17 protein-coding genes are annotated in these 14,676 nt (G+C 43.3%); 11 read left to right on the top strand and 6 right to left on the bottom strand.

Features of this window, described 5'->3' with window-relative positions; genetic code table 11:
- Window position 1: 1 nt before the first annotated feature.
- Window positions 2–1,057 carry a DUF6695 family protein gene (locus M472_RS42455; protein WP_021072048.1) on the bottom strand — a complete coding sequence of 352 codons (1,056 nt, stop codon included), beginning with the start codon at window positions 1,055–1,057 and terminating at the stop codon, window positions 2–4.
- The gene (locus M472_RS42450) at window positions 1,044–2,018 is read right to left on the bottom strand and encodes a PLP-dependent cysteine synthase family protein (protein WP_081643233.1); all 975 of its coding nucleotides are present in this window, start codon (window positions 2,016–2,018) and stop codon (window positions 1,044–1,046) included. Before M472_RS42450 ends, M472_RS42455 begins: the two co-directional genes overlap by 14 nt.
- Before the next feature lie 196 nt (window positions 2,019–2,214).
- On the opposite strand from M472_RS42450, the gene M472_RS42445 reads away from it, so the two are divergent.
- The 4 genes from M472_RS42445 to M472_RS42430 all read left to right on the top strand — a co-directional run bounded on the left by M472_RS42445 (window position 2,215) and on the right by M472_RS42430 (window position 4,768).
- Complete coding sequence (locus M472_RS42445; RefSeq protein WP_021072046.1) at window positions 2,215–2,598, top strand: YidH family protein; 384 nt, start codon at window positions 2,215–2,217, stop codon at window positions 2,596–2,598.
- Window positions 2,599–2,657: 59 nt separating this feature from the next.
- On the top strand, window positions 2,658–3,641 hold the full coding sequence (locus M472_RS42440) for a YihY/virulence factor BrkB family protein (protein WP_021072045.1): 984 nt from the start codon (window positions 2,658–2,660) through the stop codon (window positions 3,639–3,641).
- Between the two features lie 115 nt (window positions 3,642–3,756).
- Window positions 3,757–4,395: a YciE/YciF ferroxidase family protein gene (locus M472_RS42435; protein ID WP_021072044.1), complete on the top strand. Its 639-nt coding sequence runs from the start codon at window positions 3,757–3,759 to the stop codon at window positions 4,393–4,395.
- A gap of 118 nt (window positions 4,396–4,513) precedes the next feature.
- The gene (locus M472_RS42430) at window positions 4,514–4,768 is read left to right on the top strand and encodes a hypothetical protein (protein ID WP_144062793.1); all 255 of its coding nucleotides are present in this window, start codon (window positions 4,514–4,516) and stop codon (window positions 4,766–4,768) included.
- Here the strand turns inward: M472_RS42430 and M472_RS42425 are convergent.
- The 3 genes from M472_RS42425 to M472_RS45530 form a co-directional block, all read right to left on the bottom strand.
- Window positions 4,765–5,871, bottom strand: coding sequence for a PAS domain-containing sensor histidine kinase (locus M472_RS42425; protein ID WP_021072042.1), 1,107 nt, complete (start codon window positions 5,869–5,871; stop codon window positions 4,765–4,767). The two genes, M472_RS42430 and M472_RS42425, sit on opposite strands and share 4 nt — an antisense overlap.
- 103 nt (window positions 5,872–5,974) lie before the next feature.
- A complete protein-coding gene (locus M472_RS42420; RefSeq protein WP_158499943.1) occupies window positions 5,975–8,221 on the bottom strand; it encodes an ATP-binding protein in 2,247 nt (748 codons plus the stop codon).
- A gap of 37 nt (window positions 8,222–8,258) precedes the next feature.
- Complete coding sequence (locus M472_RS45530) at window positions 8,259–8,414, bottom strand: hypothetical protein (protein ID WP_021072040.1); 156 nt, start codon at window positions 8,412–8,414, stop codon at window positions 8,259–8,261.
- A 189-nt stretch (window positions 8,415–8,603) separates the two neighbouring features.
- Between M472_RS45530 and M472_RS42415 the strand changes: the two genes are divergently transcribed.
- From M472_RS42415 to M472_RS42390, 7 genes are all read left to right on the top strand, one after another.
- Window positions 8,604–8,804 carry a hypothetical protein gene (locus tag M472_RS42415; protein WP_021072039.1) on the top strand — a complete coding sequence of 67 codons (201 nt, stop codon included), beginning with the start codon at window positions 8,604–8,606 and terminating at the stop codon, window positions 8,802–8,804.
- Window positions 8,805–8,900: 96 nt separating this feature from the next.
- Window positions 8,901–9,038, top strand: a complete 138-nt coding sequence (locus M472_RS45525) for a hypothetical protein (RefSeq protein WP_021072038.1) — start codon at window positions 8,901–8,903, stop codon at window positions 9,036–9,038.
- Window position 9,039: 1 nt separating this feature from the next.
- Entirely contained in the window at window positions 9,040–11,223 is a 2,184-nt protein-coding gene (locus M472_RS42410) for a mechanosensitive ion channel family protein (RefSeq protein ID WP_021072037.1), read from the top strand.
- A 222-nt stretch (window positions 11,224–11,445) separates the two neighbouring features.
- On the top strand, window positions 11,446–11,709 hold the full coding sequence (locus M472_RS42405) for a hypothetical protein (RefSeq protein ID WP_021072036.1): 264 nt from the start codon (window positions 11,446–11,448) through the stop codon (window positions 11,707–11,709).
- Window positions 11,710–11,831: 122 nt separating this feature from the next.
- The gene (locus M472_RS42400) at window positions 11,832–12,221 is read left to right on the top strand and encodes a catalase (RefSeq protein ID WP_021072035.1); all 390 of its coding nucleotides are present in this window, start codon (window positions 11,832–11,834) and stop codon (window positions 12,219–12,221) included.
- A 5-nt stretch (window positions 12,222–12,226) separates the two neighbouring features.
- Window positions 12,227–13,777 carry an FAD-dependent oxidoreductase gene (locus tag M472_RS42395; RefSeq protein ID WP_021072034.1) on the top strand — a complete coding sequence of 517 codons (1,551 nt, stop codon included), beginning with the start codon at window positions 12,227–12,229 and terminating at the stop codon, window positions 13,775–13,777.
- A 44-nt stretch (window positions 13,778–13,821) separates the two neighbouring features.
- Window positions 13,822–14,061 (top strand): hypothetical protein, encoded by a 240-nt coding sequence (locus tag M472_RS42390; protein ID WP_021072033.1) that lies wholly within the window; start codon window positions 13,822–13,824, stop codon window positions 14,059–14,061.
- 98 nt (window positions 14,062–14,159) lie between these two features.
- Here the strand turns inward: M472_RS42390 and M472_RS42385 are convergent, their stop codons facing one another.
- Complete coding sequence (locus M472_RS42385; protein ID WP_021072032.1) at window positions 14,160–14,660, bottom strand: hypothetical protein; 501 nt, start codon at window positions 14,658–14,660, stop codon at window positions 14,160–14,162.
- Between the last annotated feature and the right edge of the window lie 16 nt (window positions 14,661–14,676).

The following is a 14,676-nucleotide window of genomic DNA, read 5'->3' as shown; positions in this document are numbered from 1 at the left end:
GTTAAATTACGTTAAGATATTTTTTATAGTATTTGTTTTCTGTTTTTTTAAATAAATGCTTCATGCCGTTTTGTATAATTGTAAAGTATGCTCCATCCATTTGCCTGGTGATTTCGAAATCTTTTTGTATGTCAAAAGTATCCTGTGGGCATAAGGTGTTTACTTGATTGATCAATTGTCCTTGTGCATTATAACTTTCTATCAGATAGCATAAGGGGTGTGGAATTGGCAAAATCTGAAACCACATTCCTTCGCCGATACCTCCAAGCCATTGCGCGTTATCTTGGAGATGGGGCGGTCGGCTGGGATTATCCAGTTGACCATTGCCTATATCGCAGCCCAATGTTTCAAAATGGCTGTGGGATAGATTTTCTTTCAGTAATTGCCAATGAAATTTGAGGGAATGGAAACGGTTGGATTTCCAACGCTGTAAATCTCCGTTCTCATAACAATGGACGAAACCTCCGTTACGGGTATTCACTATATTACTGACGGGACTGGGCTTTAGGGTTTCTGGGTATTTTAACCTGCGAATACGCGGGTCATTAGGAGGCATGCCAGCGATGAGAACCTGTGCTACAAATCGCGAACAGCTATTGTTGCCAGCTGCGAAAGCGCCATAGGGAATCGGCCCTTTAGCGACCAGGGAGTCTGCAAATTTTCGACAAGTTATATAGGAGATGTTGTTGACAATCGAAAAAAGCAGACGGCCTCCTCCGTGCGTTGCCTCTTCGATAGCAGATAAATTGCGGAGTATATGGTCTAAGTTGCTGATGTTGCCGCTGGAAAATTGAGCTACGGTATCGATTTTTAACCGGGGATCAAAGACTTTGGAGCGCGCACGTCCATCGCCACGCGGTGTTACATATCGGCCAAAGTCATAGTAATCAATAGCGCCAGTATGACGGGATATCAGCAGGAGTGCAGCATGACCTACTTTGAAATTGAGATTCTTAACGATACCACATTTCTTTAGAAAGGCCATCCAGCGTTCGTCACCGAATGCTGTTTTATCTGGCCATGCTAACGGAATAGCAAAATCATTAAAGCTTATCATACTGTACTTGTTTTTCTTTTAAACTAGGGTAAAGGCTGTTCAGGTAACGATCGCCATAGTCTGCGAAGAGTAGTACCATATCCTGAGGAGGGTGTGGGTTGTCTTGCTGAAGATATTGTTCAAGCCCAACGAGGACAGCTGCACTCGAGAACCCCAGTAGTGTACCGGTTGCTTCATAATAGTCATGAGCGCATGATATGGTTTCTTGACGGCTCACTTGGAGAATGTTATCGATATGATTGGGCGCAAATGTACCGGGAATGAATCGGCGACCAATGCCATCTATTTTGTCCATGGTGGACGTTTTCGGCGGTGCGGAGCCGTGTTCCTTGTAATACTGAAGTATGGACCCATGGGGTTCAATACCGCATATCTGAATCGTATTATTCTTGCTTTTCAAATATTGGCCTATTCCTGATATCGTTCCCCCTGTGCCGATGCCTGCAAAAAAGTGGCTCACCTTGCCGTGAGATTGATCCCATATTTCGGGACCTGTAGTTAGATAATGCGCTAACGGATTTTGGGGGTTGTTATATTGATCGGTAAAAAAACAGGAAGGATTGTTGGCTGCATAATGGGCTGCTTGAAACTGACTGGAGAGTAGGTCATCTATACCGTTGGAGTTGTCGCAGATGAAGATTTGTGCACCGAGCTGTCGTAGAAGAGCAAGTTTCTCCCTAGCACAGTCTTTAGTGACAAAAATACAGCAGGGGTAACCTAATTGCTGTGCTATTTGAGCAATACCTATACCGGTATTACCGCTGCTTGCCTCAACAATGGTATAGCCAGGTTTCAGCTTGCCGCTTTTGATTGCTTGTTGAATCATATGCCAAGCAGGACGATCTTTGGAAGTTTTATTGAGATTATGGTATTCTTTTTTGATCAGTATATTGCACTGATGCCTATCTGAAAGATAGGAACATGGTTCGAGAGGTGTGTGTCCTATGGTTGTTGTATCCAAATTATTGTGTTTAAGTGTCTTTTATATTATGATAACGGGCAAATGAAAAGCTATATTATTTTTCATTTATCTTTTAATAATTATTTAACAGCCGTAGAAGATAATAGTTGCATACACCTGTTAAAACTTAATAGGAGGTCAGATGTTCTTTAGCTGGATAATAATAATAAATACTACACAGCTATACTTACAAATAATGTTAGATACGAACAGTTCTAAGAAAGTAAACGACCACCTGGCCAATGAAAGAACATTTTTGTCCTGGATACGGACCAGTTTAGGAATAATGGGCTTTGGTTTTGTAGTCGTTAAATTTTCACTGTTCATGCGGCAGATTACGGCCATGCTGAGTCCGCAGACGAGTGAACCTGCACCTCACGGGTACTCCAGTGAGGTCGGTACGGCAATCGTTATCATTGGAGCTGTGACTGCATTGTTGGCTTACCTCAAATATCGAAAGATCGGGAAGCAGATAGAAGAAGGAGAGTTTGCCCCCAGTTCCTCTATTATCAGTGTTATAGCGATATTGATTGCCGTGATCGGTTTTATACTGAGCTGGTACCTCATCGATAGCTTTTAACTGTTTGTGAACTATTCAGGGTGTTTAGGGGTTCTGTAAATGACACACCTGGGATAATTATGGCAAAAGAACAGAAAAATATAATCAAGACACATTTTACAATATTGAAGAATACCGTACTGGGATTTATGAATGAGTCGGCCTTAAAGTACAGCGCTTCTCTAGCCTATTACACGGTCTTTTCCGTGGGGCCGATTTTGGTACTCATGATTTCGCTGGCCGGTATATTTTTGGGCGAGGAAGCGATTCAGGGAAAGGTTTTTACGGAGCTCAGGGGACTGATTGGGAGTAGTGTCGCCCTACAGGTGCAGGATATTATCAAGAACCTGTCACTCTCCGGCAAGTCGAATATGGCGCTGATCATCAGTGTGGTCACGCTACTGATAGGGGCTACGACGGTATTTGGCGATATCCAGAATTCTATTAATAATATCTGGCATGTGCGGCCAAAGGTCAAAAAAGGATGGCTGAAGATTGTAAAGGACCGCTTGCTGTCCTCCTCACTGGTCATCGGGCTTGGCTTTTTGCTGGTGGTGACGCTGATCGTCAATGGTATCGTGATGGCATTGACTGACCGCCTGCAGCGTTTCTTCCCGGATGCTTCGGTACAATTGTTTAATGGGATTAATTTCCTGGTGTCTTTTGGCATTATATTCCTCATGTTCTGTATCGTATTTAAGGTATTGCCGGATGTGAATATCAAGTGGCGTACAGTGCGCTCGGGCGCCCTATTTACGGCTGTTCTCTTTGTTATCGGCCATTTCCTTATCGGCCTGTATATCGGAAATTCGGATACAGAAAGTACATACGGGACAGCCAGTGCGATTGTACTGATTTTGCTGTGGGTGTACTATACCTCCGCGATTCTCTATTTTGGTGCAGTATACACCCGGGAATATGCGATCTGCAAAGGAACACCTATAGAGCCTTCGGAATTTGCGGTTTATGTAGAGGTGAGAGAAATAGAACGGGAGGTGCGTGTGGTACCGCCGGCGCCGTTGACAGAGGATGACAAGGCAAAGGGAAACCGGGATGAGGTGTAGGTGTTTGTACGTAATCTGTCGTAACTAATACGGATTTGCCCCGTTCTAGCTCAACGCCCTGGACAGTTGGGGGTTCTCCAAGTAATAAGCATTAAATACTTAAACATTGAGAACTATGGCAACAACAACAAAAACCCCAACAAAGGCTCAAACCAAGACTGCAGCTAAGAGTGCTACTGCAGACACTAAAGCAAAGACAAACGCTGGTACTACCGCTAGCAAAAAGGCTCCAATGAAAGAGGGACAAAAGGAAAAAGCAAAATCAGGTGCTGCAAAGAACTTACAGGACTTATTTGAAGATGGACTGAAAGATATATTCTGGGCCGAGAAAGAACTGTTGAAAGCATTGCCTAAAATGGAGAAAAATGCGACTTCTGAGCGATTGAAAAAGGCGATTACGCAGCATATCGAAGAGACGGAGATGCATGTACAACGCTTGGAGCAGTGTTTTGAGAGTATGGGACAAAAGGCAAAAGCAGAGAAATGCGATGCTATGGCCGGACTGATTGATGAGGGAAAGAGTATCATGGAGGAAACAGAAGCAGGAGCGGTACGCGATGCCGGCATCATTGCAGCGGCGCAGAAGGTGGAGCACTACGAGATCGCGACCTATGGTACGCTGGCTGCATTTGCGAAGGTATTGGAATTGGAAAAAGCATTGAAACTATTGCTGCAGACATTGAAGGAAGAGAAGAAATGTGATGAGTTACTGACCAGTTTGGCAGATACGAATCTGAATTCAAAAGCAGAATAACATAAACAAGCTATTAGGCCACCCCACATAACGATTCTCCGCTATTAATTGTTTTACACGCTGTTTGAAAAAGATGATTTCAGGGTGGCCTAAAATTATTTATAATACAGTATTCATTATGGAACAGGTCCTCAATCAACGGAATATTAAAGTGATAAAGAGTGTGCAGGCGCCGGATAAGCTGACTCATACCGAGGTATTGTATGGGGAATATCCAGACGACGGGGAGGTATTAAAAGTCCTGCGTAATTTGGAAGATCAGTATAGTGAGAATCCATCGTATGAGAAACTGCACGGTTATAAGGAGCGGTTATCATTAAGCTTTAGACACCGGGATTCACAGGAAATCATTAGCTTCAGTACCGAAGATTAATTATTCTCAAAGGCACTTAGTTTAGGAAAAAAAAGACGTACTAGGGTGCCTTTGCCTTCTTTGCTCGAGATATTGATGGTACCTCGATACCGCTCGAGAAGACGCTTGACCAAGCAGAGGCCGATGCCCGTACCTTGCTGTTTGCTGGCATTGCTCCCACGCCCATGTACACAGAATATCTCATCCAGTTCATTCTCTGGAATACCTATGCCATTGTCTCGGATAAAATAAACTACTCCTTTGTCAATCTGCTCACTATAGATTTCGATTTCGGGTTGCTGTATGCAGGTGGAATACTTGACCGCATTGCTGATGGTATTAATGAATATCTGATAGATTGCACCGATATCACCGTACACGGGTAGGAGCTGCCCTAAGGAAATATTACCCTTGAATTGGGGATAGAGTAGTTTGACTTCTTGACACCAGGTGGCTATCCGTTCGTCGAGTTGATTCATCTCCTGTACATTGGCGATAGAACGTGCTGCGCTGAGTTGTACGGTTTGATTGACAATGTTTTCGACATTGTTCAGCGCCTGGGCGATAGTGTCGTACCATTGTAGATTATGGAAGGCAAGGACGTCTTTTTGGCTTTTCAAATATCCGATCCCCATTTTTGCTATGGATAAGGGGTTTTTTAGGTCGTGAGAAAGGGTATAAGTGAGTGTTTCCAGATCATTGTTGAATGACAATTGCTCTTCACGTAAGCGCAGTTGGCTAGTGGCAATCTGATGTTTGGTGACATCTGTAGCGGTATGCAAGATGGCGTATGTAATGCCCTCTGAATCGACTAATGCTTTGTACTCAAAATCAAAATAACGGGTGTATTTGCTGTTGCCGTCCACGATTACAGCGGGTGTATCTGTAGCACGATAGGTGATACCGGTATACCATACCTTTTCTAGGATGCTGGTAAATCCCTCTTCTGTGAAACCCGGGAAAACCTCTGAAAAACACTGGCCTAAAATATCTGTACTCATACACCACATATCAAGCATGGCTGTATTGGCGTAGGTAATCCGTAAATCTGCTGTGTCATAGATAGCCGTGGCTAAAGGACAATGATCCAAAACGTCTAATAGGTTCAGATTTATTTTTTCCATACTGCAATTTTAGGGTATAATTCAAACTCTTAGTAGACACAAACCATGCCAATCGCATGTGGTTTATCGTGATCTCTTATGTAAAAGGTGTTGTAAATGAGTGTTATAACGCGTGGTTCTGATGCTGCTTCTGTTCCGTTTGATCTTCTGACGCTATATTTTCTTCAGGTTCCTCCGGCAGGTCTTTAAATTTTAGGATGAACAGCGAGCCTTTGCCCAGCTGGCTTTCGATCTGAAGCTGTGCTTGTAATCGGTCAGCGATACGCTTGGCCACGGAGAGACCTATGCCTGCACCCTCAAACGCTAAGGCATTGCTCGTCCGTTTGAAAATTTCGAACACAGTATCCAACTCTTCTGCAGGAATACCGATCCCATTGTCTATGACACGGTAGGTGATATATCCTTGACCCTTATAGCTTTCTATATGTACCTGGGGCTGTTGTTCTCTACTACTGTATTTGATGGCATTAGTCAGTACATTGGAAAATAACTGATAGACCAGGTTTGTTTCACCTAAAAAAGGGTGTAATTTGCCAATTTTAATATCTATCACAGTATTGGGGTAAGCCTTTTTGCTATCTGAGATGATTTTATGGATCAATACTTCGGGGTCGACCAGGCGAGGGGTGAAATCGAAGCTCTTGGATTTTGAAAATTCCGAGATTCGCTGCATCATATCGGACATGAGCTGAACGGCATCGAGTACGTTCCCGCTTATTTTTTTTAGAAATTCGTCTGGAAGGTTACTGCGCTGTTGGATAATCTGGGCTGCCAATTTGATCGCCGAAAGCGGATTTTTGAGGTCGTGGCTCAGGGTATGGCTATAGGTGTCAAGTGTACTGTTCAGTTCGACGAGTTTTTCATTAAGCACCTGGATTTCTGACATACGCTTCATGACAGCATCCTGTACGGTATAGCGTACACGCCGCATAAACAAAAGCTCCCGTTTTTTCCAGGAGGGAGCCTGTCCCTGTATGGTCTGTTTCCAGGCTTCGAAAGAAGTACGTGGGGAAGGATAGTTCAATCCCGTACTCGTATCGTAGCGGTAGTGTTTCTCGGGGTTGCCTGCCCATGTTTCTTCGGCTTCAATAGCCTTGCGGAACCAGTATAGGGTCAGTCGAGGAATATTCAAGATGTTGACCTTAGCTACGCCCGGAAATAAAGATCCATCCGGATTATCTACTTGTATCTGCTGGTAGGCAGCAAGTTCTTTTTTACTCCGTTGACTAATGACCTGCTGTATCTTTTCGAAATGCTTCCGATCGGGGCATGAACCATAGCGATAGGTGCCTTCAGGATGATGGATGATCAGCCCATCCGCGCCGGCCATCTCGCACATAGGGCCTGCATGATCGCACAGTACAGTCCGGATATCGGGATTTACCAGTAGTTTTTCTTTAAGATCCAGTTCCAGGGTTTTGATACGCTTATTGTATTGTAAATCTAAATTGCGTTGATAGGCCAGAAACCTATTTACGGTATATTGTACGAGGAATACGCAGAGATGCCGCTGGCCGAGATCTATCATTCTGGGCTTACGGCGCTGGCAGGTGACCAGCCCCCATAGGTGTCCGTCTACCAAGATGGAAAAGCTGGCACTGGCCTCTACTTCTGCGTTACGTAGGTATTGTAAGTGTATAGGGGATAGTGCACGTATGCTGCATCGCCCAAGATCGAGTGTGCTGATATCTCTGCCCAAAATAGGATAGGTAGGGGCATTGACGTCTACAGTATGTCTCGCAATAAATTGGCTATACAGCTGTCGCGCTTGTGCCGGAATATCGGACTCGGGGTATCGGTAGCCTAGCAAGGAGTTCATATCATCGGCCGTTTTCTCGGCGATTACTTGGCCGCTGCCGTCATCCATAAACTTGTAGATCATCACACGGTCGAAGCCGATAACATGGTAGATGCTTTCGCATAGTGCAAACCATAGGTTTTCGCCGGCCCCATCTAAACTACGTGCATGAGAGTATAACTTGGTGCTACTGGGTTTGGAGGGATTGCATTGCTCAAACTCCAGATACAGTAATTCCCCTCGTTGATGTATACTCAGGTAAAAGGGAATAGCTTGGATGATAACTTCGGATACCTCTCGGAATAAAGGGTCTTTTTCAAACGAGGAAAAGAGTTGTTGGAAATTGATCGGGGGCAAGGGTAGTTTGTCCAAGCAGACGGCAATGGGAGATCCTAAAAGATCTTGGATAGAAAGGTCTAACCATTTTGCAACGTTCTCGCTTACAGCCGTACAGGAGAGATCCGGACCGAATACCAATAAAAAACCAAACTCTTGAACTTGTCCACAAAGATGAATCTGTTCATCTTCGCAGCGCATTGATATTTTATTCATAGCGAGACCTCCAAACGTTAAATATAGGTTATTATATTCATTTTTCAAATTTACCTTCTCCAGTCTCATCAACTAGAGAGTACCCCCGTAGTCCGGTTCGGTATAACTGTACTAACCGTTTGCTGTTCTTCGATTTAGAAGGATGCTTGTCTTCTTTTTTACCTTTATCGCTCTTTTTCTGTTTCTCTTTCATATATCTGTATATAAGGCGTTTGAACTAAATAACTTCTTTTTTGGGACTTGGTTCGTAACAAGATGAAAGATGCGTGTTTATACTTGCTGATAGCCGTATAAAACACCCTAATTTTTCTTGACTTCAACCCTAGAGCTATTGTATTGTTCGCTATGGAGAAACAGAAACTTATATATAAACGAGAGAGCTATGAAACAGATCTTATTTAGTGTAACTATGCTTGTTGTTTTAGGAACAGCAGCATGTGGAAACAGAGACAATACAACGGAGGGTGCGGACAGAAGCGAACGTATGCCGGATAATACTTACGATAGTCCGATCGATACCTCGGCGACATCGACAAAAGATAGTATTGACAGTCTGATACCGCCTACGCCAATCATGCCCTGATATAGTCCGTTCTTTTGATTTAAATAGAAAAGCGGAGCATTTGCATGTCAGCAAAGCTCCGCTTTTGTCCATAAATGAGCATTAAAGATAGAAAAAATGGAACGAAGAAACGCGGTGCTACTCGTACTGACCTCACATTACAGTGAGGATAAAACAAGAGCTTGGCTTGAAGAGATGACCGATTCTTATTACGAATTATTGCAGGCTGGCTTTGATAAACTTGGATTTATTTAATATGAAAAAACAGTTTATTTTTTTTGTACTAAATTTCATGGTGTTTTGCTGTAATGTGCAGGGAACACAACTCCAAGGAACAGATACATTAAATCAAGTGCTAGGCAGTGAAGATATAGTGCAGCCTAATGGTCACATCCGGCAATGGCAAAGTGTATTGAATCTTTGGTCTGGCAAATTGGATAGTGTAAAACGAAAACTGTCTTGGGTCAGAAATCAGGCGGATAAAGCATTCATTGACAGTACCCTTATTTTTTTTACAACCGCAAGGACAGAGATGCTCGCATTGGGAAAGTCAGTGAAAGCAGCGCAGCTCAGCGAGGAAGTAAATCGGAAGAAAGATCAGGTAACGGATACGACAGGGGTTCTAGAAATAACAGTAGCCGATTCACTGAAACTACAGGTTCCTCAACTCCTCGATACACTCCGCCGTATGGAGAGTGGAATAAATAGGTTAGTGCTGGATGTCGAATACCTACAGCGGACCACTATACACCGAAGGGAGGAACTGGCCGCTATCCAGGCTACCCCCACTGCTCAACGCCCCAGCAGAGAGCAGGTATTGAAGACTATGGAAAAAAATTGGGTCAAAGATGGTGCTTCGACCTCTTATTTCGCAATATCCACCTGGGGTAACCGACTATTTATCCTGCTTATTAGCCTATTCTACTTTTATTGGATATTTAGGTTAGGCAGAAAGACGCCAGAACATGTAGACGAGCTTACACTTCATAAAAACGAACCGCTGTGGATACCGATATTAAAGGCTTTACTTTTATTTTTGGTGTTATTGCCGATTACCTCTCTTACGGTGCCAATTGTGGTTCTCGAAATAAGTTATTTAATCATATTCATATTGCTGTGCCTAATTCTTTATTCTGAACTATCCGTCATGAAGAGGCGGATCATGCTTTTTACCTTTGCATATTATATAGCAATGTTGCTGGCAAACCTGTTGTTGTCTGATGAGCATTGGACAAAGTTGTTGGCGCTTACAGTAAATCTTGTCGGTGTATATCTACTCTGGCGTATCGGGCAGCGTACCGATCTGAAAAATCCAATAGGTTATCTACCCGGCTATGCACGTATGGCTATCGCTCTGGCACATGCTTTGGCAATTCTTTTCTTGGTACTCGGTTATCTTGATATGGGACGCATGTGGAGCCTGATAGCAGCTATCGGTATGTTGCAGGGATTATCTTTGCGTGCAATCAGGGATATGTTGCTGCACGATTTGCAAAAGCAATATCAGCTATCAAAAGAGGATTCGTGGTTTAGGCGGTTTGATCCCAAGCAGATGTTGGCTACGGTAGACCGGATTATCCGCTTCTGTTTTGCCATATTAGTGCTTTTGGTATTATTCAATGGGCTACATCTTACGCGTGAAGTGGCTACGGTTTTTGATCGCATTTTTAATAGCTCGCATAGGCTGGGTAGCATTAACTTTTCATATGGGGACCTGTTCCTCGCAGTGGTCGTGGTAGCCGCTTCCAATTGGCTCCAAAAAACGTTAAAGCGGATTATTGATATTCCGAATGGGTCTGAAAAACATATGCAAAAAATGACGCTGTTTCCTCTTTTCAGATTAGCGATAATCGTAGTGGGCTTCCTGATTGGAATAAGCATATTGGGACTTGGTATGGATAAGCTCACGGTTATTATCGGGGCATTGAGTGTGGGAATAGGACTGGGGCTTCAGAATATCATTAACAACTTTGTATCGGGTATTATATTGGTCTTTGAGAAGCCTTTCAAAATTGGAGATTATGTGGAGCTTGCTGATAAGAAAGGGCAGGTGATGGAAGTAGGTATCCGCTCGAGTACGTTGCTGACCGATCAGGGAGCGCGCGTAATCATACCTAACGGCGACCTATTGTCCGGTAGGCTGGTCAACTGGACATTCTCTGATTCGGATATACGTCTGAATATGCAATTGATTGTCGATAAGTCGGTCGAGCTTAATGAATGGAAAGCCTGGCTGCGGACAAAGATTAAATCCTTTGAAGAAGTAGATAGGGCAATACCTATAAAAATATGGACCCAGGGAATGACCGCAGATAGTTATCAGATATCTATACAGGTAGGTATCCGAAATGTACAATTAATAGAAAAGTTTAGAAGTAACTTTCTGGAAATAATACAGCGTGAAATGGAAACGAAGCAAATAAGGATTGCTTCGGGCTAACTATTCATTCTTTCTGTTATGGAGTTCACCTCTCTTTTTGAATCTTACGATGAGATACCATACTGATACAATAAATAGGACGCCGATTAGAATAGATAAAAACATATGCTTATTTTTTTGATGAATATAGTAGCACGAACAGTGTAATGACAAAATAGTTGAGAGCCGATGAACACTTTTTGAGTTAGCTTGTTATTTACTATAACAATTAAGCTGATAAATATGATTAAGAAACGTGTTAGAGACCTATTGGTCAGTCTCAAAATGGAAGGATATGATATCCTAAAGGCCTATGTTGGAGCACGGGATTCGGAAACATACTGGCTTCCCGAAAAAGCGGATAGTCTGCAGGACTTTATGCTGCATTGTAAGGTCACTGGCTCGGAAGATGCACCATTGCTACGCATAGATGATGTGTTATGTGCAGAATCCCCTAAAGTGCGTTTTGACGGGATTGTACGTTACCGCGGGAAGAGTATACGCTAATAAACAAGGCAAATGTCGTATTAGTACGGTAATAAAGGGGTAAGTACCCCTTTTTTGTTTGGTATCAACTTTTTGGACGCTCGCCTGTACATAAAGGTGTAACCAAAAAAACAACATTTGCCATGAAACAAAATGATAAGAATGGAACAAAACCCAAAGGAGAAGGCAGTAATTTGCCACTGACTTTCAATCAAGGGACTACTATTCAAGATGATTTTAATACACTGCCTGAAGGCAGTAGAGATCCCTGTGAGCGTATCCCCAGACGCGTAGTGCATGCTAGGGGCGCTGGCGCTCGAGTCGTATTCAAGCTACATACACCGATTCCGAAATTTACACAAGCCGGGTTTTTGACCAATACGAAAAGGGAAACGGAGGTATTCGTTCGTTTCTCTACTGGGGTCGGGTCTAAGGGATTCACCGACTTGGCAAGGGATGTCAGAGGATTTGCCATCAAATCTTATATAGGTGAAGGAATATTTAATCTCGCAGGCAATAATAAGGCACAATAGATGATATGATGAAGAGAGACGGAAATAAAATAAGTATATGGCAGGATACGGTGGAGTTTCCGCTAGCAGGAATGGATAAAAGTTTATGTTATGATGTATTGATCATTGGTGCTGGTATAACAGGACTTTCTACTGGACTGCGCTTACAGCGGGAAGGTCTGAATTGCCTGCTTATTGATGCCCATAATATGGCTTTTGGTACGAGCAGTGGTACTTCTGCACATCTGAATACGGTGTTGGACACCCCATATACCGATATTATTAGACAACATGGAATCGACAAAGCAATACAGGTGGCGAGATCGGCCCGGCAGGCCATATTGGATATTGAAGTGAATTTAGAGACATATGGTATTGACTGTGACCTACGCCGTTGCAAAGGGTATATGTATGCGCAGGACGAAGAACAGGAAACAGAATTGCACCGGTTGAAAGAGGCCATAGCTAAGGTAAAGATCGACGTAGCGGAAGCAAAGGATGTACCAATACCTTTTGATTACACACAGGCAATCGTATTTGAGGGACAGGGAACATTTCATCCTACAAAGTATATGCTGGGTTTGCGCAGGGCCTTTCTGGACCTAGGTGGGCAATTGGTTGAGAATTCACTGGTCCAGCAGGTCAATGCTGGTGCAGACGATAAGTTGGAGGTGAAAACGGCAAATGGGCAGCTTTGGTTGGCTCGAAAGATAGTCTACGCCACACATACACCGCCGGGTGTACAGTGGATGAATTTTCGACTGGCGCCTTATCGGAGTTACATTCAAGTGTTCGAACTACAGAATGATGCGGACTGCCCGGAGGCAGTGATCTATGATATGGACGAGCCATTCCATTATTATCGTACGGTATGGCATGAGGGCAAACCTTTGCTCATGGTAGGAGGACAGGATCATAAGACTGCGCATGATGCCAACGAGCGTTATAACTTCAGTGAACTGGAGGCTTTTGTGCGAGGTAAGTATGAGGTGAAAGAGAAGAAATATGAATGGTCATCGCAGTATTATGAAAGCCAGGATGCCTTGCCCTTTATTGGATATTGTACATCACGTACACATAAAAATGAATTGCTGGCAACTGGATATGGTGGTAACGGAATGATATTCGGAACACTGGCGGCCAGGATCCTGTCAGATCTGATCATAAAGGGTAAAAGTAAATACGAAAAACTGTATTCGCCTACACGTGTAGGACCGCTATCCGCCGTGAGGGATCTGCTGATTGAAAATCTAGACGTCATAAAAAGTTTTGTCAAGGGCCGGCTGCGGGCAGAAGATATGGAGGAGCTGGCAGAATTAGGTAGAGGACAGGCGAGCGTAATCCGATATGAAGGAGACAAAATAGGAGTGTACAAAGATGAAAACGGTAAATTATATGGAGTGGATCCCGTATGTCGCCATGCGGCCTGTATTGTCAAATGGAATACCGCAGAAAAGAGTTGGGACTGTCCCTGCCATGGTGCAAGATATGACTGTGAAGGGCATCTATTGAATGGTCCTGCTCTCGCACCGTTGAAAAAGTGGGACTGGGAACATAATGATGAAGAAATTTTATAAAAGAATAGAAAATTAATTTATGAACACTAAAATCAGTAATGACTATGGAAAATGTTGAAAACAAAAAATTGGAAGAAGGTCAGATGACCAAGGAAATAGAAAGCAAAACAGCGCAGGTGCCTTCAAAGATATACCTCTGTACTGCATTGACAGCGATGGCGGCTTCACTGGCGCTTAAATGTATCGGGCATAAACATACGTCACTGTTTGTAGGACAGTGGGTAGCACCATTTTTGTTATTTGGGATCTACAATAAAATTGTGAAGACCCAGGGACACGATTAAAAATTGAAATGAGGTAGTAAGCAAAACGAAAGAGGGCATATATATGCCCTCTTTCGTTTGTGTAGGAAATAATCAACTCGCTTAGTATAGCGATGCGGTTAAATCTGGAGCTTTTTTAGCTGCGTGTCATGGAGTAGCTGGTTGGAGGTCAGAAAGTCTTTTACCTGTTTTTTTACTGGTGCAGAGGGTAGAGATTCCCAATGTTTGGTAATCTGATCCACATCCTCTTGGATATTGGTGTTGTATTTAAGTATGCCGGGTGCATGTTGTTGGATCGTGAGGCGTAAGAAGTGAATCTCCGGATCTCCATAGCGTTTTTGTAAAGCGCTGTCCATAAGTTTTTTTCCTTTTTTAAAGCTGTTGAGTTTGCTCAGTGGCGCATTAAGGTATTGGGCCCATAGCATATGGTAGGCTCCATGGTAGGCCATTTCTATAGGAGATTCACCGGAAGAATCTTTTATGCGTTCTATTTCCTGCTTACAGATGGATTCGTCCTGACTCGCTGCAAGGTAGTTTTTTCTTAACTGATCGACATTGGATTGGAGCGATATGCTGGTCGCGAATAACAGACTAAGGCCGTAGTAAATCATCATATTCATAGAAAAGTTGTTTTAA

This window comes from Sphingobacterium paucimobilis HER1398 (genome assembly GCF_000416985.1).
Classification (GTDB): Bacteria; Bacteroidota; Bacteroidia; order Sphingobacteriales; family Sphingobacteriaceae; genus Sphingobacterium; species Sphingobacterium paucimobilis.
This window is presented reverse-complemented; position numbering and strand designations above follow the sequence as displayed.